The 26400-nt window shown below is 56.7% G+C and carries 22 protein-coding genes and 1 tRNA gene; 15 read left to right on the top strand and 8 right to left on the bottom strand.

The window, feature by feature from the left end:
* Window positions 1-69 precede the first annotated feature (69 nt).
* The 3 genes from ftsZ to DV707_RS13200 all read right to left on the bottom strand — a co-directional run bounded on the left by ftsZ (window position 70) and on the right by DV707_RS13200 (window position 4246).
* Entirely contained in the window at window positions 70-1236 is a 1167-nt protein-coding gene (ftsZ, locus tag DV707_RS13210; protein WP_103992771.1) for a cell division protein FtsZ, read from the bottom strand.
* 118 nt (window positions 1237-1354) lie between these two features.
* The gene (locus DV707_RS13205) at window positions 1355-2767 is read right to left on the bottom strand and encodes a D-aminoacyl-tRNA deacylase (RefSeq protein WP_103992770.1); all 1413 of its coding nucleotides are present in this window, start codon (window positions 2765-2767) and stop codon (window positions 1355-1357) included.
* 156 nt (window positions 2768-2923) lie between these two features.
* The gene (locus tag DV707_RS13200) at window positions 2924-4246 is read right to left on the bottom strand and encodes a sodium:calcium antiporter (protein WP_103992769.1); all 1323 of its coding nucleotides are present in this window, start codon (window positions 4244-4246) and stop codon (window positions 2924-2926) included.
* Between the two features lie 147 nt (window positions 4247-4393).
* Between DV707_RS13200 and DV707_RS13195 the strand changes: the two genes are divergently transcribed.
* Window positions 4394-5200, top strand: a complete 807-nt coding sequence (locus DV707_RS13195) for a shikimate dehydrogenase (RefSeq protein WP_103992768.1) — start codon at window positions 4394-4396, stop codon at window positions 5198-5200.
* A 161-nt stretch (window positions 5201-5361) separates the two neighbouring features.
* Here the strand turns inward: DV707_RS13195 and DV707_RS13190 are convergent, their stop codons facing one another.
* The 3 genes from DV707_RS13190 to DV707_RS13180 form a co-directional block, all read right to left on the bottom strand.
* On the bottom strand, window positions 5362-7305 hold the full coding sequence (locus tag DV707_RS13190; protein WP_103992767.1) for an ABC transporter ATP-binding protein: 1944 nt from the start codon (window positions 7303-7305) through the stop codon (window positions 5362-5364).
* A 101-nt stretch (window positions 7306-7406) separates the two neighbouring features.
* Window positions 7407-7685 carry a DUF7538 family protein gene (locus DV707_RS13185; protein ID WP_103992766.1) on the bottom strand — a complete coding sequence of 93 codons (279 nt, stop codon included), beginning with the start codon at window positions 7683-7685 and terminating at the stop codon, window positions 7407-7409.
* 51 nt (window positions 7686-7736) lie between these two features.
* Window positions 7737-8264 (bottom strand): DUF192 domain-containing protein, encoded by a 528-nt coding sequence (locus DV707_RS13180; protein ID WP_103992765.1) that lies wholly within the window; start codon window positions 8262-8264, stop codon window positions 7737-7739.
* 87 nt (window positions 8265-8351) lie between these two features.
* Here DV707_RS13180 and DV707_RS13175 point away from each other — a divergent pair.
* A tRNA-Val gene (locus DV707_RS13175) sits at window positions 8352-8424 on the top strand.
* 291 nt (window positions 8425-8715) lie between these two features.
* Here DV707_RS13175 and DV707_RS13170 read toward each other — a convergent pair.
* Window positions 8716-9426, bottom strand: coding sequence for a hypothetical protein (locus tag DV707_RS13170; RefSeq protein ID WP_103992764.1), 711 nt, complete (start codon window positions 9424-9426; stop codon window positions 8716-8718).
* Window positions 9427-9509: 83 nt separating this feature from the next.
* Here DV707_RS13170 and DV707_RS13165 point away from each other — a divergent pair, with 83 nt between their 5' ends.
* The 12 genes from DV707_RS13165 to DV707_RS13110 all read left to right on the top strand — a co-directional run bounded on the left by DV707_RS13165 (window position 9510) and on the right by DV707_RS13110 (window position 22917).
* The gene (locus tag DV707_RS13165) at window positions 9510-10232 is read left to right on the top strand and encodes a hypothetical protein (RefSeq protein WP_235010839.1); all 723 of its coding nucleotides are present in this window, start codon (window positions 9510-9512) and stop codon (window positions 10230-10232) included.
* A 179-nt stretch (window positions 10233-10411) separates the two neighbouring features.
* Entirely contained in the window at window positions 10412-11380 is a 969-nt protein-coding gene (locus DV707_RS13160) for a hypothetical protein (RefSeq protein ID WP_136361882.1), read from the top strand.
* Window positions 11381-11545: 165 nt separating this feature from the next.
* Window positions 11546-12229, top strand: coding sequence for a rhomboid family intramembrane serine protease (locus DV707_RS13155; RefSeq protein ID WP_160113964.1), 684 nt, complete (start codon window positions 11546-11548; stop codon window positions 12227-12229).
* A gap of 139 nt (window positions 12230-12368) precedes the next feature.
* Window positions 12369-12794 carry a hypothetical protein gene (locus DV707_RS13150; RefSeq protein WP_103992762.1) on the top strand — a complete coding sequence of 142 codons (426 nt, stop codon included), beginning with the start codon at window positions 12369-12371 and terminating at the stop codon, window positions 12792-12794.
* 72 nt (window positions 12795-12866) lie between these two features.
* Window positions 12867-14348, top strand: a complete 1482-nt coding sequence (gene dndC, locus DV707_RS13145; RefSeq protein WP_103992761.1) for a DNA phosphorothioation system sulfurtransferase DndC — start codon at window positions 12867-12869, stop codon at window positions 14346-14348.
* A 17-nt stretch (window positions 14349-14365) separates the two neighbouring features.
* Window positions 14366-16393, top strand: coding sequence for a DNA sulfur modification protein DndD (dndD, locus tag DV707_RS13140; protein WP_103992760.1), 2028 nt, complete (start codon window positions 14366-14368; stop codon window positions 16391-16393).
* A complete protein-coding gene (dndE, locus tag DV707_RS13135; protein WP_103992759.1) occupies window positions 16390-16803 on the top strand; it encodes a DNA sulfur modification protein DndE in 414 nt (137 codons plus the stop codon). The genes dndD and dndE overlap by 4 nt, the downstream gene beginning before the upstream one ends.
* Window positions 16800-17981 carry a cysteine desulfurase family protein gene (locus DV707_RS13130; protein WP_103992758.1) on the top strand — a complete coding sequence of 394 codons (1182 nt, stop codon included), beginning with the start codon at window positions 16800-16802 and terminating at the stop codon, window positions 17979-17981. The genes dndE and DV707_RS13130 overlap by 4 nt, the downstream gene beginning before the upstream one ends.
* 26 nt (window positions 17982-18007) lie before the next feature.
* Complete coding sequence (locus DV707_RS13125) at window positions 18008-20164, top strand: DEAD/DEAH box helicase family protein (RefSeq protein ID WP_103992757.1); 2157 nt, start codon at window positions 18008-18010, stop codon at window positions 20162-20164.
* On the top strand, window positions 20161-20370 hold the full coding sequence (locus tag DV707_RS13120) for a DNA modification system-associated small protein (protein ID WP_103992756.1): 210 nt from the start codon (window positions 20161-20163) through the stop codon (window positions 20368-20370). The genes DV707_RS13125 and DV707_RS13120 overlap by 4 nt, the downstream gene beginning before the upstream one ends.
* Before the next feature lie 4 nt (window positions 20371-20374).
* The gene (locus DV707_RS13115; protein WP_103992755.1) at window positions 20375-22438 is read left to right on the top strand and encodes an AAA family ATPase; all 2064 of its coding nucleotides are present in this window, start codon (window positions 20375-20377) and stop codon (window positions 22436-22438) included.
* Window positions 22435-22917, top strand: coding sequence for a hypothetical protein (locus DV707_RS13110; RefSeq protein WP_136361881.1), 483 nt, complete (start codon window positions 22435-22437; stop codon window positions 22915-22917). Before DV707_RS13115 ends, DV707_RS13110 begins: the two co-directional genes overlap by 4 nt.
* Window positions 22918-22922: 5 nt before the next feature.
* Here the strand turns inward: DV707_RS13110 and DV707_RS13105 are convergent, their stop codons facing one another.
* Window positions 22923-23930 (bottom strand): DUF5797 family protein, encoded by a 1008-nt coding sequence (locus DV707_RS13105; protein WP_136361880.1) that lies wholly within the window; start codon window positions 23928-23930, stop codon window positions 22923-22925.
* A gap of 1199 nt (window positions 23931-25129) precedes the next feature.
* On the opposite strand from DV707_RS13105, the gene DV707_RS13095 reads away from it, so the two are divergent.
* The gene (locus DV707_RS13095) at window positions 25130-26218 is read left to right on the top strand and encodes a tyrosine-type recombinase/integrase (RefSeq protein ID WP_136361879.1); all 1089 of its coding nucleotides are present in this window, start codon (window positions 25130-25132) and stop codon (window positions 26216-26218) included.
* The last annotated feature ends 182 nt before the right edge of the window (window positions 26219-26400 follow it).

Raw genomic sequence — 26400 nt, 5'->3', positions numbered from 1 at the left:
CGGCGGCGACGCGAACGGCGGTTCCGGCTCCTGAGAGTCGATGGATGTTCGGAGAGGACCGGCGGTGAGCTATTCGACGTAGTCGATCTCGGTGCCCTGCCCCTGCGGCGGCGCCTGCGGTTCCGGTTGGGGCTGCGGCTGAGCCTCGTCGTCGTCCGAGCGGCCGTAGATCTGCGGCGACTCGACGCCCGTGACGACGATCATCGTCCGCATCGTGCCGTCGATCTCCTCGTCGACGGAGGTGCCCCAGATGATGCGGGCGTCGGGGTCGATCCGGTCGTAGATCTCCTCGACGACGCCCTCGGCCTCCTCGATGCTCATGTCCGACCCGCCGGTGACGTTCACCAGCGCGGAGTTGGCTCCGGAGATGTCGACGTCCAAGAGGGGAGAACGGAGGGCGCTCTTGACCGAATCCTGCGCCTTCGATTCGGAGTCCGATTCGCCGAGCCCGATCATCGCGACGCCGCCGCGCTCCATCACGGTCTTCACGTCGGCGAAGTCCAGATTCACGAGGCCGGGCTTGGTGATGAGTTCGGTGATCCCCTTCACAGAGCGCATCAGCACCTCGTCGCTCACCTTGAACGCCTGCCGGACCGGCAGTTTGCCGACCGCGTCGAGCAGCCGGTCGTTCGGGACGACGATGACGGTGTCGGCGACGTCGCGGAGGCGTTCGAGGCCCGCTTCGGCGTTGGTTCGGCGGACCTCGCCCTCCGCGGTGAACGGCGTCGTGACGATCGCGATCGTGAGCGCGCCCGCTTCCCGGGCGGCCTTCGCGACGACCGGTGCCGAACCGGTCCCGGTTCCGCCGCCGAGACCGGCCGTGACGAACACCATATCCGAGCCGTCGATCGAGTCGTAGATCTCCTCTTGGGACTCCAGCGCCGCTTCCTCGCCCACCTGCGGGAGCGACCCCGCACCGCGGCCCTGCGTCTTTTGCTCGCCCATCAGGATCTTCGTGTCGGCCTCGATCTCGACGAGGTGTTGAACGTCGGTGTTGGCGGCGACGAGCGTCGCGCCCTCGATTCCCTCCTCGTGCATCCGGTTGACGGTGTTGCCGCCGGCGCCGCCGCAGCCGACGACGGTGATGTCGGTCTGTAGGTCGACGAGGACCTCCTCCAGTTCCTCGTCGGTCATCGTCCCGGTGCGGGGCATCTCCCCGCCCTCGGTTCCGTCGACGGTGTTCCCATCCCCCGTCTCCTCGGCCTCGTCAATCGCATCGTCGACGATGGAGTCCATAGTATGACCGTTCGTACCGAATACAGCCTCATTATTGTTCCCCCTTTCGTCTGACGGGCGTCTGACGCTGCGTGCGGTTTGCGGGCGGGATTCACGATATTCGGGGCCGCGACCGCGTTCACACCGGAAACCGAGCCGTCTCCTCGGCGGTGACCTCCTCGGGCGTCACCTCGTCGCCGTCGACCTCGACCGGCTCGCCCGACGACAACCGACCGAACGCCGGCCCCTCGGGGACGCCCGCGGCGGCCGCCGCTGCCGGATCGAACGCCTCCCGCGTCGCGACCACCTCGCCGTCGCCGCGCTCGACGTCGTCGTACTTCGCTTCGAGGACCGCGGCGACGGCGTCGACGAGCGCGTCGCGGGCGTCGCCGTCGACGACGGCGGCCCGCCCGCGCGGCTTTGTGCCCCCCTCGACCGTCTCGAACGCGATTGCGTGCGACTCGACGGCCTCGAACGCCGCGTCGCGGTTGATCCCCGACGCCTCCGCGAGGAGGTCATCGGGGAGGGAGACGACCTCGTAGGACGCCCCGAGACCGCCTTCGGTGTCGGCCGCTCCGACTGCCTCCGCGTCCGCTCCGAACCGTAGCCCGTCGTCGATCGACGCGAGGTCGCGTTCGAGCGACGCGGCGAGGTCGAGGGGGACGCCGGTGGTCTCGCGGAGGTACCGCTCCCCCACGACGCGGTGGCCGAGGTCCTCGACGACGGCTTCCAGATCCGGACGGTCGCCGACGACGAGCGCCCGCTCGGCCGCCGACCGCTCGAACGCGCGGGCGACGACGTCGGCGTTCGCCGACGGGTCCCCCATCGAGTTCAGGACCCAGTCGGCCCCGACGTGGCCGACGGCCCAGTCCGTCTCGCGGACGATCCGCTCGAACTGCGGCGCGTAGTGGCCGCCGCCGAACCCGACGATCTGTCGACGTCGTCCGGTCGACCCGGCGGCGGGTGCGCCGTCGGCGACGCCGGAGACCGACTCGGACGCGTCGGCGGCGACGCCCGAGAGTTCCAGCACGGCGCGGGCCACCGCCCGCGCGCCGTCGAGGTCCTCCCACTCGGACTCGCTGCTCCCGAGTTCGACGAACAGCGAGGGCGCGCCCACGTCGCTCGGGCCGTGGTGCGTGCACTCGATGCCGACCTCGTAGCCGTCGGGCGCGTGGCGGTCGAACGCCTCGACGACCGCGCGCTGGACGTTCGGGCAGGCGCGCGAGAGTTCGCCCGGCTCGCCCCCGTACTCCGCCGGGCCGAAGTTGCCGGTGAAGTGCGCCGTCAGGAGCGGCCCCGTCTCGCCCGCGTGCCGGGAGAGGAAGGCGACGAACTCGGGGCGTTCCGAGAACGCGTCGGCGACGCCGCCGAGTTCGAGGTGCCACTCGTCGAACTCGCGGAGCTCGAAGTCGCCGTGGCGGTAGTACGTCCCGCCGCCGTCGGCGTCGCTCCGCGTTGGGTCCTCGCGGCGCTCCCACTCCGCGAGCGACCGCAGCGCCTCCCCGATGTTGACCGATGCCGAGTCCGCGCGGCTGACGACCAGTCCGATCACGACCGGGAGTGGGCCCTTCTCGGTATAAAGAGTCTCGGAGCACGGACGTCCGTCGGCGGCGCCGCTCGACCGCCGTTCGTCGGCGACGCTACCCGAGCGCCGCGTCGGACTCGGCAGCGACCCCCGCAGTGGCGAATCCGAGCGGACGGCCCCGCATCAATCGGCCCGCTCGGGCTCCGGCAGCGGGGTCCCGCGGACGTTGGCGACGGTGTGCTTCGCGAGCAGGCGGAGGTCGCCGCGACGGCTGACGAGGAGGCCCGCCCCGAGGGCGATGTAGACCGCGGAGTAGGCGAGCAAGAGGTAGATCGAGTACTGCTCGGCGAGCGCCGCCGGGAACGTCTGGATGAGGACGAACTCGATGGCGACCTGCGAGACGAAGAGGACGAGAAGCGTCACCGCCTCGCGGACGCTGATCCGGAAGTTCACGAGGATGGCGAGCGCGAAGAAGCTCTGCGCCGCGGTGAGCCAGATCTCGGCGGCCTGCTTGAAGTCGAACGGGAGGACGCCGTACGCGCCGAGCGAGAGGCTGTAGACCACCGAGAGCGTCCCGATCAGGAGCGTCCACTGGTTCAGCTTCGAGGAGATGAGCGCGTTGAACGCGGCGGTCGAGCGCGCCTTGTTCACCAGGTAGGCGGTCACGATCAGCTCCGGGCTCTCGGAGGCCAGCGGCGCGATCCACTGGATCATGAAGAACTCGGGGATGCCGAACCGCAGTCCCAGCGACTCCAGGCCGTGGGCGAACGGCTCGACCGCGGTGAAGATCAGGAAGCCCGAGTAGACGAACAGCGCGAGGACAATCGGGACCCGGACGCCCCGCGGCTTCGCCTGGAAGTACGCGGGGACGCCGATCTGCTCGTCGTGGTCCTCGACGTCGCCGCGGATGATGATCGCGATGTAGGTGACGTACAACCCCACGAGAACGACCGTGTCGATGATGTCGATGCCGCCGTTGAGCGGGACGAAGAAGGCGAAGACCGTCGCGAGGAAGAGAAAGAGGATCTCCGTCGAGATGCTCGGGTCGAGTCTCACCGCGTCGCGGAACCGCCCCTCGCGGTTCACGACGCTCGTGTCCGCCCGCGACCCGGACGTGGCCTTGTAGATCGAGAACAGCGCGATCCCCGACCAGCCCAGGCCGATGAGGATGCGGTTCGCGCCGGTCATGTTCGCGACCGCGAGGTTCGCCTTCGACGGATCGGTCGCCGCCTGCCACGCGTAGAGCGCGTCGACGGCGTACTCCGGCGCGACCGCGAGCACGGCGAGGACGGCGATGGCGAACGCCCGCGGGACGTCCTTCTCGGCCGTCTCCGCGCCCCACGCCAGGAGGAACGACGCGCCGAGGACGGCGAGCCCGGCGACGCTCACGATAGTCAGCGGCGCGAACCCGTCGGACGCCCCCGTCGCCCACGAGACGACCCACGGGAGCGTCAGGAGGAGCGCTCCGCCCGCGGCGGTGAGCGGGTGGCGCAAGCGAGAAGTCATTGTCCGATGTGGCTCACTGACCGGCCTATCTCTTGCGGTTCGGTGCGAGCGGGCGGCGAGAGAGCGGTCCCGGACCGCTTCCCCGACCGGCGGGCGAGACTGGCCGCCGAACCACCATTTAATTCGCTCGCGGGGCGACGCGTTCGTATGCAGGTCTACGGACTCCTCGGCAACCCGGTCGAACACTCGCTGTCGCCGCCGATGCACGAGGCCGCCTACGAGGCGCTCGACGTCGACGCGCGCTACGTCACCTTCGAGCCCGACCGCGACGCCGCCGCCGACGCGGTGGCCGCCGCGGACACGCTCGGCATCGCGGGACTGAACGTCACGATCCCGTTCAAGCGGGACGTCCTCGACGCGGTCGACCTCGACGACGTCGCCCGGCGCGTCGGCGCGGTGAACACGATCGACTTCTCCGGCGAGACACCGACGGGGCACAACACCGACGTCGCCGGCGTCGAGCGGTCGTTCGCCCACCACGACGTCTCCATCGACGGCCGCGACGCCGTCCTCGTCGGTGCCGGCGGCGCGGGACGGGCGGCCGCGTTCGCCCTCGCCGACGCCGGCGCGTCGGTCCACGTCGCGAACCGCACGGTCGAACGGGCGGAGTCGCTCGCCGCCGACGTCCCCGGCGCGACCGCCGGCGGCCTCGACACGCTCGATCGGGTCGCCGACGCCGACCTCCTGGTCAACGCGACGAGCGTCGGGATGGAACCCGACGTCGACGAGACGCCGGTCCCGGCCGACCATCTCCACGGCGACCTCGCGGTCCTCGACGCCGTCTACACGCCGATCGAGACCCGGCTCCTGCGAGAGGCCGCGGCGGCGGGTGCGACCACTATCGACGGGGCCTGGATGCTGCTGTTCCAGGGCGTCCAGGCGTTCGAGCTGTGGACCGGACGGGACGGCCCCGTCGACGCGATGAACGAGGCGCTCCGGGCGGAACTCGACTAGCGGAGGTGCCGCACCGGCTGGGAGCGAACACGGAAGACGACTCGGTCGTCGGCGTCGGTACTCAACTGTCGGCGTCGGCGTTTAGTGGTCGATGTCGGTACTCAATCATCGACGTCGGCGTTCAGTGGTCGGCGTCGGTACTCGATCATTGATTTCGACGTTCAGTCGTCGGCGTCGGACTCGACCTCCGTCCGCGAGGCCCGCCGACTGGCGCGTTCGACGAACTCGTCGGGGAGTTCGTCGATCTCCCCCGCCTGCACGCCCCACAGGTGTGCGTAGAGGCCGTCGTTCGCGATCAGTTCGTCGTGAGTACCCCGCTCGACGATTCGGCCGTCCTCCAGGACGACGATCCCGTCGGCGTCCTTGATCGTCGAGAGGCGATGTGCGATACTGAACGTCGTGCGGTCCTCGGTCAGGCGGTCCAGCGACCGCTGGATGAGCATCTCCGTCTCGGTGTCGACGTCGGAGGTCGCCTCGTCGAGCACGAGGATGTCGGGGTCGCGGAGGACCGCGCGGGCGATCGAGAGCCGCTGGCGCTGGCCGCCCGAGAGCTTCACGCCGCGCTCGCCGATCTCGGTGTCGTAGCCGTCGGGGAGGTTCGTGATGAACTCGTGGGCCTCGGCGGCCTTCGCGGCCTCGACGACCTCCTCGTGAGTCGCGCCGAACGTCCCGTAGCGGATGTTCTCCTCGACCGTGCCGTAGAACATAAACGTGTCCTGGCTGACGTACCCGATCGACCGCCGGAGGCTCGGCACCGTCACGTCGCGGATGTCGGTGCCGTCGATCGAGATCGAGCCCTCGTCCACGTCGTACATCCGGAGGAGGAGTTTGAGCACCGTCGACTTCCCCGCGCCCGTGGGACCGACGAGCGCGAGCGTCTCGCCGCCCTCGACGGTGAACGAGACGTCCTCGATTATCGTCTCGTCCTCGTCGTAGCCGAAGTGCACGTCGTCGTAGACGACGCGTCCCTCCTCGACGACGAGGTCCTCGGCGTCGGGGTCCTCGGCGATCTGGGCGGGTTCGTCCATCAGCCCGAAGATGCGGGCGGCGGAGGCGTACGCGCGCTGGTACATATTGATGATCTGTCCGAACTGCGCCATCGGCCAGATGAACCGCTGGGTGAGGAGGATGAAGCCGACGAACTCCCCGGGGGTCAGCCGCCCGGTGAAAAACAGCGGCGCGCTGCCGGTCTGCTGGTAGGTCAGGACCCAGATTCCGCCGAGGAAGAAGGTGAGGATGAACCCGATCCCCGAGAGGAGTCGCAGGCCCGGGAAGAACTTGATCCGCGTGCCGATCGCGTCCCAGTTGGCGTCGAAGTACTCCTGGGAGACGTCGTCGACGCGGTCGGACTCGAAGTCCTCGGTGTTCGAGGACTTGATCACCTGGATGCCGCCGAGGTTGTTCTCCAGCCGGGAGTTCAGCTGTCCCACGGAGGAGCGCACGTCGGCGTACTTCGGCTGGATCGTTCTGACGAACCGGTAGGTGAAGTAGCCGATCAGCGGGACGACCGTCAGCGTGACGACCGCCAGTTGCCAGTTCCAGTAGAGGAGGATCGCGGCGATGCCGAGCACCATCACGCCGAGGCGGAACGCCGAGTTCATCCCGTCGTTGAGAAAGCGCTCTAATCTGTTCACGTCGTTCGAGAGGATCGACATCATCTCGCCGGTCTGCTTGTCGGCGAAGAAGTCCATATTCAGCCGCTGCATCTTGTCGTAGGTGTCGGTCCGGACCGCGTGCTGGATGTGCTGGGCGAAGGAGTTCCACCCCCAGTTCCGCGTCCAGTGGAACGCCGCCCCGCCGAAGAAGGCGAGCACGATCAGTCCCACCGAGAGGAAGAGCTGTTCGGCCCCCGTCGCCGGCAGCCACGCGTCGGGGACGATCCACAGCGAGAACGGCCGCTCGTCGAAGAAGATCGAGTCGACTGCGACCGTCAGGAGGACCGGCGGGAGGAGGTCGAGCAGGCGAGCGACGACGCTGGACGTCAGCCCGACGACGAAGGCGAACGCGTTCTCCCGGCCGTACTCGTCGAAGAGCCGCCGCATCGGGTTCTCCGCGCGCTCGCGCTGGCGCTCGAAGGGGTCGTCCTCCCGGAGGGGACTGTCCATCACCGTGTCTCAGGCCTCGTCGGTACTAAAGGGTTCCATCGAAGCAGGCCGTGCGAGCGGGCCGATCCGTCTGTTCGAGCGACACGATCACCTGCCCACGGCTACACCGATCGCTCCTCTATCGCGGGATCGATGCCGGCGTCGTCGAGGTCCTCGCGGATGCGCCTCCGGAGCGGGTCCGGGACGGTGTCGCGGCCGACGGGGACGGCGGTCTCGCCGTCGCCCTTCACCTTCCAGTAGAGGACGCACTCGGAGGGCCCGTAGAACTCGATGCTGTAGCGATCGCCCGCGCCGCGGTAGTGCGCCCGGGCGGCGTACTCCTCGGCGTGCCAGCCGTCGAGGACATCGAGGGCGTCGACCGCGGCGGTCTGGTCGCTCATACGTCGCGAGACGCGCGCGTGGACCCTCGGGCTTTCGGTTTCGGGACGGTCTCACGACCCGTTCGACGGCGGCCCCCATTCGCCGTCGATTCGGACCCGATCGCCGACCTCGATGCCGTGGTCGTCGGTGTAGTTGTACGGCACTTCGAGGACGTACCTCCCGCGGCCGCGGTAGCGTTCGAGGTCGTCGCCGGACGTCCCCTCCGACGGGAGTTCCGCGCGGTGAATCGTCGTGATCCTCCCCTCGGCGTCGACGAAGACGATGTCGATCGGGAACGCCATCTCGCGCATCACGTAGGCGTACTCGTCCTCCTCGTCGTGGACGAACAGCATTCCCTCGTCCGGGCCGAGGGAGTCGGTGTCGCTGAGCCCGGTGTAGCGCTTCGACCGCGTGTCGGCGACGCGGACGGTCACCGTCGCCAACGGTTCGCCGTCCTCGGCATCGACGACGTCCACCGTCGTTCGCTCGTACTCGCCGGTCGGGAGGAGCCCCGGATTTATCGCGACCGCGACGATGCCGACCGCCAGGAGGAGGGCGACGGCGAGGACGGCGGCCCCGAGTCGCGACCGATCGACCATACCCCGCAGTTCGGACGCGCGGAGGTAAGGATTCCGCCGTTCGGGATTGGAAACCGTTTTACCCGCGTGCGGATTTCTACGACGTGCGGGCTCGTGGTCTAGTGGTTATGACGCTTCCCTTACAAGGAAGAGATCGGTGGTTCGAATCCGCCCGAGCCCATACGAATCACGCACGGTTCCTAAGGCACCGATTTCATCGCGTAGAAGCGATGTAGCCCAATTTTCCCAATTTTTGTCCGCGTAGCGACGCGGTTCGATTTTCCCGAACCCAATCGGTTGTCGACTGGCCCTCGCCTCCGTCTGGGGTTCTGCGTTATCCGACCGCGCGCTGGCGTATCAAGGTATCGGCTAGGTAGTGTTCAGGTTAGCTGCCTGGACGGCGAACACTTGGTTTCTAGAGCGAGGAATTGCCTATGAGTGCCGAGGTCGACCAATTACCGAGTTGCGTGAGTCACGGAGGAGTCGTCTCCTCGACTGCATCTGCGAAGTCGTCGAGGAACGCAGCGTCGTACTCTTCGTCGACGTGGTTGACGTTCCACAGTCCCGATTTGCGGATCTTCTCGCTTCGACTGTGGTTACCGAGCCAACCATCTGAACGAGCATCGACGGCCTCTCGCTGGTAGTTACTCAGGAGCGCGATCGTGTTCTGCTCGATATACGCTCGCCGGCTCTCGGCGCTCGGTTCGTCGTCGACGTTCAGCCAGAGGAACGGCAGGTCCCGGATGTAGTCGCTCACTCGGCGCTCCAACTCCAATTCCCTGCGTCGTCGGTCCCGTTTCGCGCTCGACCCTTCCCCCCAGTGGGGATACTCATCATCCAGGGAATCACGCGCCAGGAAGGCCTCACCGACTCGTTTCCGGAAGACGGAGCCTCGATGGTTCCCGCCACCTTCGTAGGTTCCCCGATTTGCTCCGCGATGCGTTCTGAGTCGGTCCCAGAGTGAAGTTCTGCTTCCCTCGGAGACAGCGTGAGTCCCGATACGAGTAATTCGAAGTTGGTCGCCGGCGTCGGCGCGTTCGTCAGATGCAAAGAAGAAGTAGACGCCTCGGTCGGGCCAATCCATATAGCCGGTGCAGTCCTTGAGCTTCTGTTTTCCGCCGACTGTCTGCTCTAATTCGTCAAGGAGTGCATAGAGCCGGTCAATATCCTCACGTCGTGCCATCGTTGTCTCTTAACATATGCTACTCCGGTACGTCCACAAAGAGTTTCGTTCTCTGAGTAGTCATTCGAAACAAGAATACACCAATGGGAACTGATGTTCTCGTTATTTCGCCTTGCTCCGGAACGAAGCGATTTGATGCCGTTATCGGCCCCGAAGAGATAGATTCGCGGGAGCGGACAGAGTTACTGAAAGAGTATCCCGGTGCTGTCGCTTCGGCGGCTGAGATGTACACGGGACGCGAACACGAACATATCGAATCAGCTGTACAACAGCTTTCGAAGTTCGCCAATGTGGATTGGCGTATCATCTCTGCCGGGTTTGGTGTCCTCTCTGCTGGAACAGAGATTCCGCCCTATGAATGTACATTCAACGAGATTGAGCAGGTTCGTCAACGGGCAGAACGGATGAACCTCGACGTAGATGCGATGACCAACAACGAGTTAGTAGCGGCTGTTGGCCGGGAGAAGAATATCCCTCAGGACCTCCGGCAAATCCTTGCCAAGGGCTACCACTTGGTCTTCGTCGTATTAGGGAGCAAGTATCTGATTGCTGCTCAGGACGCGTTGACCTCGATACCGAAAGAGACGACAGCATTCGCGTTCGCGTCCAAGGGAAGCAAGGAATTCATCGGAGACTGTTATTGGATTCCTGCAACTGAGGCGGAGCGGAGTAATTTTGGCACGACGTGGCTTGAATTGCGGGGACGAGAACTACTCACATTAACAAAAAATCTCGAATCTGCAGAGCGTATTAAACGAATAAAGACGAATCCCGAGGAGGCACGAGAACTGAGTATTTCGGCCTAGATTGGTATTCAGTATAGCTCCAGATACAAAGGGAAGTAATTAGTTATGTACGGATACAGTATAGAGAAATGTCGCATACTGCTCGGAGATTTACGGAGCAGGCGATACCCGTAGGTCAATTTTTTAAAACAATAGCAAACGGATATTATTGGGCCTATGAGTATGGTCGAGACCAGAATATGGGCCTGGACAACTCTGTTGCACCGACCTCTGAAATCAATTCAGATGAGCAGAGCGTCTGGGGTTTGAATTTAGCTGAGGCAAGTAACGATAGTGACGTTGAACGGCTGAAGGAGCACATTATTTATGCAACTCTTGAATTCGCTGTGGAAAATCGAGGTCAACTTCTGGGGTTTTTTCGCAATCGCTCTGGTTCAGATAGAATCTATGCCGAGAAAGCTTTCCGGAATTTGACTAATGCTTGGAGGGATGAATATTGTTTGAGTGACCCGGTTGATGCTGGACCCGAAGAGAGGATGAAAACTGCTGAATGGCGAATCACGATGTGCTATTACGCACTATACAAGTCTGCCTCAGCAATCATCCGTACTAAAGATGATTCTGAGTTATCCAATTCGCATCAAGCTACGTTAAGAAAACACTCTAATCAGTTTATGTCCTCACGAACCCGTGGTCTTTATGGGTATCCGTTTAATTTTGCTCCCTCTTCTGGGCAATTCTTCGACTTCAGGAAACCATTTCCGTACTTTATTGGCGTTGAAGACGAAGAATGGATTCCTGAAATCCGTAATCAGCGTGAGGAAAAATATTCAAATCACTATGAGCGTCAGATGAATGCGGTATATAGCAAAGCAAAAAATATCAGCACATGGGATAATGGGCGTGACACCTCTACTTTCTACCACGTATTCAAGCTACTCCGAGAATGGGCCAACTACGAACATGGCGGAATATTCAGCCGGCTGTACGGGCCGGGCTACATCAAGTTCATCGACAGGGCAGTCCGACTGTTAGCCTACTCTGCAATCTCTACTGCAGAAGTCGCACTCATTTGCGCGTTTGGTATTGATAAGTTTGGGCGAGAGCTTAGGTACTATCAGGAGTCCTGTGAAGAAGGTGTTTCAGAAGGTGCTGCTCACGTAGCAGACCGATATAAAATATACCAACGGGCATTGGATGACTTCTGATACAATAGCGTCCAGATGAAATTAGTTGAAGTATCAGACCAATCTACAGGATCAATAAACCGTCCTTAGTATCGACTTTACAGGTCAAACTGTTTCACCACATATCAAATGGTGGATGAAATCTGTTTAAATAGGTCCGGCAGAAGCCACAATACAAGGACAAGAATGCCCGCCGACCATCAAAAAACCAGATCTCAGCTCACAAGATTCTTCTTCCAAGTTCTAAGCTCGGCCACCCAGCTCCGAAATCAGGTTATCGGAACGATCACTCTTACTGCTCTCTTGGTTGCAATCTTCCAAGCAGAAATGATCGCCGCCAACGCCCTGGACTACTCCACATCACGGGCACTGCTTACATCGCTTTCCAGAGAAGCGAAGATCTTCCTCGCCGCAACAATTGGGCCGTTCATCCACCAAGGACCAAGACACCTGACCGATAATCTCGGCGTCCTCCTCGTCGCTGGGACCTATCTAGAATACCAGTACGACCGCAGCTTCCTCTACACCTTCTACCTTGGAGTCGGATACCTCGCTGCCTGGGCACCACTGGCAATAGGATCTGTAGGATCAGTCGGAGCAAGCGGAGCCACATTCGGCCTCACATCCTGGCTGCTCGTCCACTCCATCAGCCGATTGCTGGAGGTGGGATACGACAGGGTGCTCGACCTGAGAACTCTCCACGCGGCTGCCGTCTTCTTCGGCTTGGTCAAAGCTCGAGAAACAGTTGTAATCCTTGGAATGGTGTCCGGTGCTGACGACGTCACCCACTTCCTAGGTGCCTTCATCGGACTACTCCTCGGACTGAAGTTCGTACTAGACTACCACGACATCCAACTCCTCGATCTGTAATAACCCAAGGCAAAATCTCTTCCTTACCGTACAATGGGTTCACCGTACAGTTTTCCTTATATTTCACTTTCACTTCGCTTAGATGAACTATTAGAGAGTAGACGTGCTACACTCAAACACGCCAGCCGCCCATTCAGATATGCCCACCTTCGATGTAGAACAAGAGCGGATCACTGTCTTTGAGTTCGGCCAGACGTACCTGTTCAAACAGTACTTCGATAAAGATGACCTCTTCCAGCAACTCGACAAATACTATGACTCTGACAAGTACCGGTTCGAAGTGCCGGGAGAAGAGCTATCGGAAGTGAGACAAATCTTGAATAATTTCTTCTACGACCTGGAGGTCGCTGACCAACCACAGGAATACTGCGTTGTCCAAAACAAGAAGGTAGATTCATCAGACATACTCAGAAACTCACTAGCACATCAACGCAGAAAGAACTACGATATCTTCCTGATGAAGGACGAGATATCAGTTCGACAGGCAATCGAAAAAGGTGCGTCATCACTCAAAAAAACAGACCTCGATATGGTGAGTATACAATGGAAAATCGACGGATCGTAGTGGAACCGGTGGGTGCCGCAACGGTAGATACAAGTGGCTTCTATGAGGGAACTATAAACAAGAGTCTAAGTAATGAGTACTGACAATCTCGACGTTTCAAATACGGGTCAGGAGAAAGGTGAGTCCGTATTCGACAGTCGCTCTCTCGAGGATATCTATGAGGAAATTCGGGAAGCCTATCTCGCGGACGAGCGTCCTTGGGTAATCGGGTACAGCGGCGGTAAAGACTCGACCACCGCCCTACAACTCATCTGGTACGCTATCAAAGAAATCCCAGATGAGCAGCAAACTAAACCTATACACGTCATCTCTAGCGACACACTCGTTGAAACTCCCAAGATTGTAAACCACATCACCAGTACACTTGAAAACATCAACGAATACGCCGAGAAAGAAGATCTTCCCTTCGAAGCCCACAAAGTAACCCCGAAGGTTGACGACTCATTCTGGGTCAACCTAATCGGTCGAGGCTACCCAGCACCCAACCAGACCTTCCGCTGGTGTACCGAACGCCTAAAAATCGACCCAGCTGACCGCTTCATCGAGAACAAAGTCTCAGAACACGGCGAAGTAATCGTCGTCCTCGGAGTCCGAAAAGCAGAAAGTGCAACGAGAGAGCAGGTTATGGATCTGCACAGCATCGACGGCAGCATCCTCTCCCGCCACAACAAATTCGCCAACGCCTTCGTCTACACACCAATCGAAGACTGGATCGTCGACGACGTCTGGTCCTACCTCCTCCAAGTCGAATGTCCCTGGGGCAAGGAAAACCGCGACCTCGCAGCCCTGTACCAAGAGGCCGACGACGAATGCCCGATGGTCATCGACACAAAAACACCGTCCTGCGGTAACAGCCGATTCGGTTGCTGGACCTGCACCGTCGTCTCCGAAGACAAGGCGATGCAGAATATGATCGACGAAGGCGATGAGTGGATGGAACCACTCCTCGAGTTCCGAGACTTCCTGAAATCTACTCAAGACCCTGACGAGAAACCAAAATACAGGCAGGTCAAAGGCCGGCAACACGGCTACGTCAAAACCAAAACCAACGGCGACAACGGGATCATCCCCCGAGCCCACAAGTTTGAGTTCTGCAAAGACCTACTGAGAAAGCTGCTGGAAACCCAGAAAGAGGTCAACGAACAGATCCCGGACGACGAAGAGATGGATCTGATCCGGGATGAGGAACTACGGGAAATCCGCCGGATTTGGAGAGAGGAACGAGCAGACTGGGAAGACTCCGTTCCCAAAATCTACAGAGAGGCGATGGAAGAGGACATCGGCTGGGTCCAAGACGACTACGGAGCGTTCGGAGAAACTGAAGCTAAACTGCTCAAAGAAATCGCAGACAAGCACGACGTTCCTCCCGAACTGGTGCAGCGCCTCCTGGACACTGAGCTTCAGCACCATGGTATGAAGCGCCGGGCCTCTATCTACAACGAGATTGACAAGGTTATGCGAGAGGACTGGCGTCCGATGGAAGAGATCGTAGCTGATATCGAAGGCGAAGAGAACGTTGAAAACTGGCAGTATACGTCTGAGTCGCAGACCTGATCCCCCACCTCTCATCAATGAAACTGACAAAGCTGGTCATCAACGATTTCGGACCATATCGCGGCAGAAACGAGTTCCAACTTTCTACCTCACAGGAATCCCCGATCATCCTTTTCGGCGGTTCAAACGGAGCCGGGAAAACCACCCTGTTCCGAGGAATCCAGATCTGTCTACACGGTCGAAGCGCGTTAGGTCGACGAGTCAGCGAATCGGACTACAAAGAACACATCAGAGGGAAACTCCACGAATACTCGGACCACTCTGCTGATGAAGCATCGATCCGCCTCGAATTTGAGTACGCCTACATGGGCGAGGTCGACCACTACAGCGTAGAACGATCTTGGCGCGACCGCGGCAAGAGCATCGTCGAGAACCTTGAGGTACGGCGAAACGGAAAACTTCCGTCCGACCTAGACAAAGACCAGTGGGAAGACTTCCTGAAAGAGCTGATCCCGCCGGGAGTATCCCAACTATTCTTCTTCGACGGGGAGAAAGTCCAAGAGCTGGCTACCGCTATCGAAGATGACGAAAGCTTCGAGGACTCACTCTTCTCCCTGCTCGGCCTCGATCTCGTTGACCGACTTGACGCTGACCTCTCCATCTACCGCTCCAGAAAACTCGACGAAAGCGGTCTTGAAGGCCTCAACGATGAGATCAAAGAGCTCCGTAAAGAAAAAGAAGAACTGGAAAACCGCCGTCAGGAGCTAAAAGATGAAAAAGAGGACAAAGAAGGCCGCCTTGCTGAACTGGAAACAGAGATTGACAGCAAGGAAGCAGATATCGCCCAAGAGGGAGGTGCCTACGCCGACAAACGCGAAGAGCTGAAAGAACGTAGAGCAGAACTCAACGCGAAAATCGAGAACGTCGAAGAAGACATCCGTGAAATCGCCACCGATGCATACCCCTTCGCACTAGCACCTGACCTCTGCAAAAGCGTAGTTAACCGGTTGAAAGAAGAAAGCGAGAAGCAGGAAACTGCTGCCGCCCGCGAACGACTGGACAGCGAACTTGACGAAGCACTGAATGGCGAAGTCTTCAGTGACCTTGATGTCCCTGACGACCAAGCTGAAGAGATCAAGACGCGACTTCAGTCAGAGATCAAGAACCGATTCCAAGTCGACGATGAGGACACTCAACTCCTCCACCAATTCTCTGAATCCCAGCGCCGAGAGATGTATGGTGTCGTCGACCAAGCACTGAACGAAGTACCTGAAAACCTCGGCTCCAAATCCAGTGAACTCGAGAGCATGGTTCGAGAGCTGCAGGATATCGAATCACAGCTCGGACGTGCTCCCGAAGAAGAGGACATCTCCCCTCTAATCGAAGAACTGAACGAACTGATAGAAGAGAAAGAATCCCTCAAATCCGATCTCGAGGATATCGAAGAGGAACTGAGTACACTCGAAACCCGGACCTCCCGCCTTGGGAACCAAATCGACAACAAACTCGACCGTAAGGAAGACGAGGAAACCATTTCAGAACGGGCTGACCTTGCCTCCGACGTTCAAGATGTTCTGAGCGAATACCGGGAAGACCTGGCTAAGGAAAAACTCCGAAATCTGGAGGACGCCCTTACTGAACGATATCTTGCCCTGTCTAACAAGAGCGACTTCTACGAAGGTATCGAAGTCGACGAAGAAGAACTCAACATTCAGGTCAAAACCAAACACGGGAACCACAAACCCCAGTCGGAACTCTCCGCCGGCGAACGCCAGATCTTCGCAACTGCTCTGCTCTGGGCACTGGCAGAGATCTCTGGCAGACCACTTCCTTTCATCGTCGACACTCCGCTCGGACGCCTCGACAAAGCACACCGAGAAAACCTCGTGGAGAACTTCTTCCCGGAAGCAGCACACCAAGTCCTAGTCTTCTCCACCGACACGGAAATCGACGACGAATACTACGACCAGCTGAACGACGACGTTACTCAGTCCTACCACCTGGACTACAACCAGCAAGAAGGCTACACGTCCGTCAGTCGAGGTTACTTCTGGTCAAGCCCTGACCAAGCCGAGGAAATCGACTTAGAAGGTGTTCCCCAATGAGCAAAGAGTTCAACCGGATCCAGATCGGGACAGACGCCACGAATCGGCTACGAATGCTGAAAGGGAATACCGGACTCACACCGAACTACCTCTGCAGAATCGGCCTCTGCTACTCCCTGAACGAACCACGGCCGCCAAACCCACAGGAATACGATAACGACGGTCAGACGTTCAACCGGTACACCCTACTGGGAGAACACGACGCACTCTATATGGCCCTCCTGAAAGAGCGGCTGATTCAGGAGGACAAAGACCCGGAGGAAGATCTATACGACGAGTTCGTAGCCCATCTGAACCGTGGAGTGATCCGTGTTCACGGAAACATCAGCGACCTCAGCGACTTCCAAGCCTTGATCCCCAATAGCTTGAAAGAAGATACCGATGTGGAACCGGATAGTGGGCTACCATGACTCCGGCTCTTGACGACGCGGTGTACCTCGATCATCACGCCACTACACCGGTAGATGAGCGGGTAGCCGAAGAGATGACGCCGTACCTCACGGAGAACTTCGGAAACCCAGCCAGCGACGATCATCTCTACGGAGCCAAAGCAAAGGAAGGCGTCGAACAGGCCAGGGAACAGATCTCGGAGGTGCTCAACTGTCGAAAGGAAGAAATCATCTTCACAAGCGGCGCAACAGAGTCCGACAACTTAGCTACCAAGGGCGTCGCTGACTACGCTGAGAGAAAAGACAAAGGCAACCACATCATCACCGGAGAAACCGAGCACGAAGCTGTTCTCGAAGCCTGTGAGGTGTTAGAAGAACGTGGCTTCGACGTTACCTACCTCCCCGTCGACGAAAACGGACTGATCAACCCTGATGACGTGGAAGAGGCCATCCGAGACGATACACTCCTGATCTCGATAATGGCCGCCAACAACGAGATCGGAACTATCGCACCTCTCAAAGAAATCGGGAAAGTCGCCAAAGACAACGAGGTCTTCTTCCACACTGACGCAGTCCAAGCAGTGGGCTACGTCCCCATCGACGTCGAAGAGATGGGGATTGACCTGATGTCGATCTCTGCCCACAAGATCTACGGACCAAAAGGCATCGGAGCTCTCTATGTCCGCCGACGCAACCCCAAAGTCAAACTCGACCCACTCATCCACGGCGGTGGCCACGAACGAGGCTGGCGCTCCGGCACCCTGAATGTCCCCTCCATTGTCGGACTTGGGAAGGCTGTACAGCTGGCCGACAAAGAGATGGATGAACGCCGTCAGCACGTCGACGAACTCACGTCCTATATGTGGGACCGCTTCAACAGCAAACTCGACGATGTCGTGCTCAACGGCCACCCGGAGAAGCGGATCCCCAACAACCTGAACGTCAGCTTCCTCGGCGTCGAAAACAAAGCTCTCGTTCAGAATCTACAACCAGAGCTAGCCGTCTCAGCCGGCTCAGCCTGTACAACCGGCAAGGTCGAAGCCTCACACGTACTCCAAGCCATAGGCGGCGACGAAGAACGCTGGCACTCAGCAGTCCGGTTCGGCCTTGGGAAAGACAACACCAAGGAAGAAATCGAGCACGCCACAGATCAGGTTATTCAGAGCGTCTCCCGCCTGCGGAAGCTACAAATAAGCTGACAAACATTCCTACACATATCCAAGCAATGGGTGACGGAACAACTTCTGAGCAGACCGAGGAAGAAAAACAAGGTCTTAGAGTTCTTTCCCTCCAAAACAGCTATCGGTCGGGTAACGACGATATCCTGAACGATTTCTACATCCCCTGCCTTAGAAATGCGAACCAATACGACCGGGCAGCTGGCTACTTTGACAGCAAATCACTAGTCCTCGCAGCTCAGGGGATATCCAAACTGGTTCTGAACGATGGTAAAATGCGGCTGATCGTCAGCCCTCGTCTCAAACCCGAAGACATCGAAGTACTGGAGCAAGCCTCAGAACCAGAAACCGATCTCGACGAGAACGAAGTCATAGAGAACGCCCTCCACCGAGGGCTTTCAACTGAACAATTCGAGGACTACCTGAAACGGGATCGTTTCAAATGCCTCGCCTGGATGCTCGAAGAAGAGATGCTGGAAATCCGTATTGCCTATATGACCGATGCGGATGATCTCAACCCGTTCAGCCACTACCACGAGAAATTGGGAGTTTTTTCAGACGACCACGGTAACCAGGTGGCCTTCTTTGGTTCCATCAACGAGACCGAATTAGCTTGGACAGACAACTTCGAGTCCTTCGACGTCTACACCAACTGGTGGCCTGGCCTCGACATGCGGACCTCCGAGAAACGGGAATCCTTCAACAAACTTTGGAACAACGAGGAATCCCGAGTAACCGTCAAAGAGCTACCTGACGCAGTAGAATCTGGGCTGAAAGAACACAGTCCAGAAACCGTCGATGGTCGTCCAGACCTCGAGCTGTTCAACAAGGAGGACACCGGGGAAAGCGAAGAAGAGGAAATCCCGCTCTGGGAACACCAGGAACAATCCATAGACGAATGGATCGCAAACGACTATCACGGTATCTTCGCATTAGCGACTGGGACTGGAAAGACCCGAGCTGCAATAGCGGCCGCCAATCTCGATGCCGACAATAGAGTAACTCTGGTCGTTGTCCCCACAACCACTCTACTCAATCAATGGAAAGAGGACATCGAAGAGTTGATCGAAGATTCCGAAATCCTCGTCTGCAGCGGAGAAACGGACTGGCGACAAGAGATGCTTGGCCTGGTCAATCCATACCGAACCGAAAGCACGGATGTAATCCACGACCGGCCTAAGCAGTTCATTCTAACGACAATCCACACAGCAGTCGGAGACGCATTCCGAAGCTTCCTCCGCGGAGTCCCCCCCAACCGCCTGCAAATAGTCGCTGACGAAGTCCACCGATACGGAGCAGACACCTTCAGCCAACTCTTCGAAATAGACGCAGGACGACGTATCGGCCTCTCCGCGACTCCTGAACGCAGATTCGACGACGCAGGCAACCGGAAGATTATGAACTACTTTGACGATATCATCTTCCGGTTCGAAACCGCCGAAGCCATCGAGAACAACTACCTATCCAGCTACGACTACTACCCCATAATCTGCGATCTCAACGAGGAAGAATACGAGAGATACAAAAGCTACAGCCAGCGAATCGGCCAAGTCACCAGCGAACTAAACAGCAACAACCCGAGTAAGTCGGTTCAAAAACTTAGGGAGAAACAAGAACGACTCTCCAGAGATAGGGCCAAGATTCTGAAGAAAGCAGAGAACAAGCCTCACCGATTCGGTCGCTTCCTTGAGACATACCATCCCACCCCTGCCATCATCTTCTGCGAGGACAATCAGCAGGTTGACCAAATCAAAGACCAGCTGAACCGGAAGAAGGGCGAGGACTCCTACGCAGTGTTCGTCTCCGATATGGACGATGACAAGAAAGCCAGTGCCTTCCACCAGTTCAATAATGGGATGGTAGACTACCTGCTGGCAATTAACTGCCTGGATGAAGGGGTAGATGTACCCGATTGTCCGACAGCGATTATCATCGCCAGTTCAAGTAATGAGAGACAATTCATTCAACGACGGGGACGTGTTCTTCGAAAAAGTGAAGATAAATCGAAAGCATCGGTCTATGATATGATCACGTTGCCTGGCCTCATCGCAGAGCAGGGTAACAACATGGCCAGGGAATTTGTGAAGAAGGAACTCCATCGAAGTCGAGTTCTTATGGACTCTGCCGACAATCAAGAAAAGATCCGACAGATGCTTAGAGAACAACTTGAGCCGTACGGACTGGGGCATCTAGCACTAATATGAGTACTGACGAAGAGGAAATCGACCCAGAGATTGAGAAACTAATCGCTGAACAGGCCGACGAGCGGAATATCCCTGAGGGTTTACTGAAAGAGATCTACGTCCTCGAAAAAGAAATGGTGACGATGGACCGGAGGGCGGGGCTTCCATCGGAATTAAGACAGATACTAGAGAACTACGTCGACAACGGGTGGAGTATGGAGGATTAGCACTATGAAAGTTCAGAAAGCGATTATCAAGAACTTTATGCCCTTCTACAAGGAGGTCACCGTCGACCTCCAAACCAGCAGTGACTCTCCTCTAATCCTTATGGGAGCGAAAAACGACCGAGGGAAGACTGCGTTTTTCACTGCGATGCGTTTCTGCCTTTACGGATTCGAGGGCGGTAACGCAGAGAAATCAGAGAAACGCCGGCAAGCAATCAACCGGAAAGCCGCAAAAGAAGGATTAGGAGAAGCCAGCGTCACTCTCGAATTCACCCATAACCAGAACGTCTACGAAATTGAGCGGGTTATCGAGTTCGACCAAGTCGATGACCCTGATCAGCGGGATTGGAACTCCTGCTACGTCAACGTCAAAAAGCCCAGCGTCAGCGAAGGCAAGGAAACAGTAATCGATCAGGCACCGAACGAAGACCCTGCCAAGAAGTACAACCGGTTCATCAATGGCATCCTCCCAGAAAGCGCCTCAGATTTCTTCTTCTTCGACGGCGAGGAACTCGACCGATACGCCGGATCCTACAATGACTCCGAAGCCGATGTCCGAGAAGCAATTGAAACTGTTCTCGGGATTCGGGAGATTCAGAACGCGATTCACGACCTCAGGGATGATGGGAAGGACTACTACCAGGATGAATGGAAGGACAAAGCAGAGGACGTAGAGGAACTGCAAGGCCTTTCAGAGGATATCAGTAGCGTCAAGAGCGACATCGAGGCGAAGAAGACCGAGAAGGACTCAGCCGAAACCGAACTTCGCCAGAAGGAGAAACGCCGCAGTCAAATCGAAGATGATCTTGCAGAAGCCTCTGGTGTAGCCGGCAAACAGGATCGAGTTAACGAAATCAAAGAAGAAATCGAAGGCACCGATCAAGAAGACGGGCTACAGGACAAACTGGACGAGAAACGTGGGGAACGCCGTGAACTCCACTCCCGTCTCGGCCCACTAATGATCGGTATCGGTGCAAAACACACCATCGATAACTACGATGTCTCCATCGTCTCCGGGATGGAAGATACCATTGAGTACCTTATTGGCCGGGACAACTGCCTCTGCGGAGCCGATATCGATGAAGAAGCCGAGGAGACCTTAGAACACACTCTTGAACAGCTGCGGAACGACGAGATGAGTACCATCTCCGAACTCCAAGGATTCGCCTCAGACCACCTTGAGTGTCTCACCTCTGGCGACTACCCAGAGAACCTGAACGTCAACCAGGCTAAGAGCGAGTACGTCTCCATTCAAGAGGATATCGAGAGCCTGAAAGAGGATATCACCGCCCTCAAAGACGAAAAAGAATCTCTGGAAGACGATATCGAGAAAGCAACCGTCACTGCCAAAGAAGCTGAATCTCTGCGAGACATGAAGGAGACTCTCGACGAAGAGATCGGCGGTCTGAAGACCACAATCGATACCCTGGAAGACGATATCAGCGAGCTTGAGGAAGAGAAGCGAGAATTGGAACAGACAGTCAACTCGATGGAAGCCGCCGACGAAGAGGAACAGCGCTACCGCACCCTGATGAAACTCTCCGACGAGTGCGCTGATGCCTGGGAAGAAATTCGGGACAAATACGTTGAAACCCAACGTGAAAGCGTCGAAAAACACGCCTCCAAAATCTTCCAAGAACTCACCAACAAAAACGACGTCTACGAAGGTCTTACCATTAGCAAAGACTACGAACTCGACGTTAAGACAATCTCCGGCAACCGAGACATCGAAGAACAGAACCCCAGCAAAGGCGCTCGTCAGATTATTGCCTACTCCTTCATAGCTGGACTCAACAAGTTCACTGCTCGGGAAGCACCGGTCGTCATCGACACGCCAATCGGCAGGCTCGACCCAGAACACAAAGAGAACCTGATCGACTACTTCCCCAACTTCCGTGACCAAGTTATCATCCTCTACCAGCCCGGGGAACTTGATAAAGAGGATATCGAGCAAATGGGCGACAACATCTCCAGCCACCTAGAGATCCACCAGCGAAAAGACGACCCCGAATCCTCTGAAATTAGCCCTATTGAATCAGAAACCGAGCTCAAGCGGGTGCTTGCCAAATGAGTACTACTGCTAGACGGCTCAAAACAGCCCGATTCGACATCTACCGGAATATGGTGCTTCGGACCGCCCGCAAAAACGACAACGTCAAAGTAACCGACAAGAACGACTACCCCTTCGACACGAACTACGAACTTTTCACAGCAGGCCTAGTCCTCGGTTTTCTACGAGACGATCCGCGTACAGAGTCCGAAGGCAGCTACTCCCAAGACTTCATTCAGGTGAACCGGGTCGGCGGTTCTTCAGAAAACGAATACCGGGAAGGAATCGAGTTTATTTACAAACTCATCGAACTGGAACACAGCGACGAGGACCCGGATGACAGCGAGCTCTGGGAACTGGCTCTGCAGTACGCCGATGCTGGCGTAGAAGCAATAAACCAGGACATTAGTTTGAAAGACGAGTTCGACCTCCTCGCTTTCATCGACGAAGCTGATCAGAAGTGGGAAGACCGTTTAGAAGACGTCCTTGTAGACCAGTAAGAAGGCTATCCCAGGATATCGTCCAAACGGTCGTTGACCATATTATCAAATTCCTCCGATGAATCGTTTTCCTTCTCTTTTCGCCACTCTTGAAGTCTCTCCTTAGCTTCAGTCCACCCCCCAAAGTAACGGGCTATCATCGTTGAGCTGTGTCGTCCGTATTCATTCATTTCTGACTGGGTCAAGTCTTTGGCGACCTCGCCAGCTACACGATCCATATCCTGTAGCAACATTTCTCCCTTATCAATTCCCGCAGCATCAAGTGCCTCATCCCAAGACCCGAACTGATCCTGATATTTAGGACCAGTAAAAATACCCAACTCGTTCATATCACTAGGAGACGGAACTGTCTCAATATTTTGATTGACCCATTGTAACTCCTCAACCAGCTCCGCCGCCGAGGGATCACTTGTGGAATATTCCGATTCTCTGTCTTCTGCTTGCGATGCCTCCTGCTCCTTTTTATTCTCTGTTACCGCCGTATAGTCGTCCTTCGTCACTGAATCCGGAACGATACCTGCCTCCTGGCAAGCCTCAAACAAGCCTCCAAACTCATTACGAAATCGGTCAGAAGAGTAGCTAGAATTAGCCTCAATTTCTTTTTCGTCCGGTAGATGGCCAAGGCTCTGTGCTACCGTAACCAGATCCATCAAGAGGTCTCGGTTGCGGATGTTTTCTGACACATCCTCGGAGCTGCCTGACTCTTCTGTCACGTACTGGTTTAGACCACTATTTTGACGGACAAAATCTTTCGCCTCTTTTGTCACGCGGATGTAGCTATTATCACCCCTGTAGTAGAATGGATTCAGTTCTGATTCCAGGTACTGGTGGACCTCGCTTCCCGAAGCCATATTCCACTGATTCTTCAGCTTAGAGTTACTGGTAGGCTCAAGACGGACAAGATCTAACAGCCGATCATATGCCTCATCGGGGAGATCGCTAAGCTTCTCTTCGATATTGGCCTTCAGATCGGGTCCAAATTGGAATCGTCCCGTATCTTCATTATAACTCATCAAGTCCTGATTATTCGAGGGCGGCATAATCTCGTTACCTTCCGTATTACAGCGAGGTGTATCGTGTTTTGTGGTAAGCAATGGGGAACAGACCGACAGACTTCGATCTCTCAACTGATCAAGGCTCGTTGTACACCGACTCGTCGAAGAACTGTATAAAATCTTGGGTATAGTGGAACCCGATTGTCTCGACAGCGGCTTCAGGCTTCCAATACGACAACGTACCCGACCATCTGGACATCTTGGTCAACTATGATACGTTGAACGATCTCAGCAGTTCACCCTATATCGAAGGCCAGGTAACCAACATCACTACCGTTGATAAAGCAATAATCGATGACCTGACCCGTGTCTTCAACGCAGACGAACTCACACCGCCCTGAGGTTGGAAGGACCAACACCTCGCTCGAAGGCTGCTATTCCATACGGTAGAAAATAGCAGTTTGGAGACTGTCTGTCTTCGAGATTAGGCCGCGTTGAGATAGTTATCCGCAACGATGCCTTCGTCGGCGAGAAGCATCCGAGCGTCCCGACGGATAGATCGATTACTGGGACGCTCCTCGCGAGAGCGAATCTGTTCCTTGATGTTGTTCGCAACCCGATCCACTAATTCAGAATTCGAGCAGCTAGCTACACTTTTGAGCGTCTTTTGATATCCCTTCTCCGCCATCGGGAACCCTTGTCTCGAACTGAGCACTTGATCGTTGACCTCACGTATTTCGTAGAGATGGCCTTTAATTCGCAGCTCTAGCCTTCGATCCATATATTCGCTCTCTTGTCGAATGTGTATATAATCGATGATTGCTAACGTCGGCAATCCCGGGATTGCTAATTCGCTATACTGAGGATGGCTAATTCGTTAAACACGGGGGATTGCCAATTCGTCTGCTACGGGAATTCGCAATTAGTACTATTTCGGGATTACCAATCACTGTAGATGGGGAAACCACCAATGAAGCTGTCCCGAGAATAGAGGAGGATCAATATTTGGAGCTCGTGAGAAGGGTTGCTCGAAATTCGTGACGGGACTGCGGAGCGCGCGCGAGACTATGACTAGGTCTGAAAGAGGACCGAAATGAAAAATACAGCTAATGCTCTCCTCTCATCACCAATTTTCAGATTACAGCCACCAATTTCGATCAATCACCAATCCCAATTAATTGGGCCGTATTTATACCCACGCTGAATCGGATGCGATGATGGCTGGCAGAGAACTGAAACCGCTCGCGCCGCAGGAAGCCCTCGATTGGTATCTCGAACACCGAGTGGACGACCTGCGAACCGCGACCCGACGAAAGCACGCCTCGGCTCTCGGTACGTTCATCGACTGGACGGAAGAGGTCGATGTCGATAATATGAACGACATCAGCGGTCGAACGCTGATGAAATTCAAAACTTGGCGGAAGAACAATACGGGGTTGAATACGCTCAGTCTCAACGGGAACCTCGCCATCCTAAGTGTCTTCCTCCAGTTCTGTGAGGATATCGATGCGGTCCACGCCGACCTTTCAGAGCGCGTTCCGATGCCGAACGTACCACCGAACGAGGAAGTCAACGAGTTCGTCCCTGAGAGTGATGAAGTAGAGGGGATTCGATCCTACTTCCGTCGATTCGAGTACGCATCGAGGCAGCACGTTGAGTTCGAGTTAATCGCTGAGATCGGTCTTCGTATGGGTGCCGTGCGTGCTATCGATTTCGACGATTTCGATCCTGAAAACCGAGTGATTCACCTCCGCCACCGTCCGGAAAGCCGTGAAGAGTACGGAACGCCGCTCAAGAACGGTTCCGATGGTGAACGGATCGTCAACATCTCCGACGGACTACGGGCCTTTATTGACGACTACATCGAGTACACACGGCACGAAGTCGTCGACAAATACGGTCGTAAGCCCCTATTCACAACGCCTTCTGGTCGCCCTTCGACAACAACCATACGACGTGATTTCTACAAAATGACTCGACCGTGTGGTTACTCGAACGACTGTCCGCACGATAGAGAGCTGTCTGACTGTGATGCAACGCAAAATTCGAGCGCAGCAAAGTGTCCATCGAGTTTTAGCACTCATCCGATGCGCAAGTGGTCGATTATGCACCAGTTGGATGAGGGTGTACCGAAAGAATTGCTGAGTGACCGAGTCGACGTCTCGGTTCCCGTGCTTGACAAGCACTACGACCAGCGAACTGAGGAACGGAAGTCACGCCGTCGACGGGAAGCTCTCGAAGCTAACCTCACCCAGTATGCTATGACGGACGGTGGGTCCCCTGTGAATGAAGATACCAAAGAATAGTTTGTTGGTTTCGGAAGAGGGATTATAGTTCTCTTGCCGTCATATTGTTGGCCTTGTTTTGGAATGGAATCTTTGGTGTCGTTTTCACGAACCCGCTAGTGAATCATTCATTAGAACGAGTGTGCGAAGGGCTCAATCACCTCTTCGTTTATTTAACAGCCGACAATAATATGTAAACTAAA

Source organism: Halobellus limi (genome assembly GCF_004799685.1).
GTDB classification, from domain to species: domain Archaea; phylum Halobacteriota; class Halobacteria; order Halobacteriales; family Haloferacaceae; genus Haloquadratum; species Haloquadratum limi.
The sequence above is the reverse complement of the archived record's forward strand: the minus strand, read 5'-3'. Positions and strand labels throughout refer to the sequence as shown.

What these genes read in the sequence shown, in the direction of transcription:
- ftsZ (WP_103992771.1), bottom strand. Translation starts at nt 1,236, where the DNA reads ATGGACTCCATCGTCGACGATGCGATTGACGAGGCCGAGGAGACGGGG.
- DV707_RS13200 (WP_103992769.1), bottom strand. Translation starts at nt 4,246, where the DNA reads ATGACTTCTCGCTTGCGCCACCCGCTCACCGCCGCGGGCGGAGCGCTC.
- DV707_RS13195 (WP_103992768.1), top strand. Translation starts at nt 4,394, where the DNA reads ATGCAGGTCTACGGACTCCTCGGCAACCCGGTCGAACACTCGCTGTCG.
- DV707_RS13190 (WP_103992767.1), bottom strand. Translation starts at nt 7,305, where the DNA reads ATGGACAGTCCCCTCCGGGAGGACGACCCCTTCGAGCGCCAGCGCGAG.
- DV707_RS13185 (WP_103992766.1), bottom strand. Translation starts at nt 7,685, where the DNA reads ATGAGCGACCAGACCGCCGCGGTCGACGCCCTCGATGTCCTCGACGGC.
- DV707_RS13180 (WP_103992765.1), bottom strand. Translation starts at nt 8,264, where the DNA reads ATGGTCGATCGGTCGCGACTCGGGGCCGCCGTCCTCGCCGTCGCCCTC.
- DV707_RS13170 (WP_103992764.1), bottom strand. Translation starts at nt 9,426, where the DNA reads ATGGCACGACGTGAGGATATTGACCGGCTCTATGCACTCCTTGACGAA.
- DV707_RS13165 (WP_235010839.1), top strand. Translation starts at nt 9,510, where the DNA reads ATGGGAACTGATGTTCTCGTTATTTCGCCTTGCTCCGGAACGAAGCGA.
- DV707_RS13160 (WP_136361882.1), top strand. Translation starts at nt 10,412, where the DNA reads ATGGGCCTGGACAACTCTGTTGCACCGACCTCTGAAATCAATTCAGAT.
- DV707_RS13155 (WP_160113964.1), top strand. Translation starts at nt 11,546, where the DNA reads ATGCCCGCCGACCATCAAAAAACCAGATCTCAGCTCACAAGATTCTTC.
- DV707_RS13150 (WP_103992762.1), top strand. Translation starts at nt 12,369, where the DNA reads ATGCCCACCTTCGATGTAGAACAAGAGCGGATCACTGTCTTTGAGTTC.
- dndC (WP_103992761.1), top strand. Translation starts at nt 12,867, where the DNA reads ATGAGTACTGACAATCTCGACGTTTCAAATACGGGTCAGGAGAAAGGT.
- dndD (WP_103992760.1), top strand. Translation starts at nt 14,366, where the DNA reads ATGAAACTGACAAAGCTGGTCATCAACGATTTCGGACCATATCGCGGC.
- dndE (WP_103992759.1), top strand. Translation starts at nt 16,390, where the DNA reads ATGAGCAAAGAGTTCAACCGGATCCAGATCGGGACAGACGCCACGAAT.
- DV707_RS13130 (WP_103992758.1), top strand. Translation starts at nt 16,800, where the DNA reads ATGACTCCGGCTCTTGACGACGCGGTGTACCTCGATCATCACGCCACT.
- DV707_RS13125 (WP_103992757.1), top strand. Translation starts at nt 18,008, where the DNA reads ATGGGTGACGGAACAACTTCTGAGCAGACCGAGGAAGAAAAACAAGGT.
- DV707_RS13120 (WP_103992756.1), top strand. Translation starts at nt 20,161, where the DNA reads ATGAGTACTGACGAAGAGGAAATCGACCCAGAGATTGAGAAACTAATC.
- DV707_RS13115 (WP_103992755.1), top strand. Translation starts at nt 20,375, where the DNA reads ATGAAAGTTCAGAAAGCGATTATCAAGAACTTTATGCCCTTCTACAAG.
- DV707_RS13110 (WP_136361881.1), top strand. Translation starts at nt 22,435, where the DNA reads ATGAGTACTACTGCTAGACGGCTCAAAACAGCCCGATTCGACATCTAC.
- DV707_RS13105 (WP_136361880.1), bottom strand. Translation starts at nt 23,930, where the DNA reads ATGAGTTATAATGAAGATACGGGACGATTCCAATTTGGACCCGATCTG.
- DV707_RS13095 (WP_136361879.1), top strand. Translation starts at nt 25,130, where the DNA reads ATGGCTGGCAGAGAACTGAAACCGCTCGCGCCGCAGGAAGCCCTCGAT.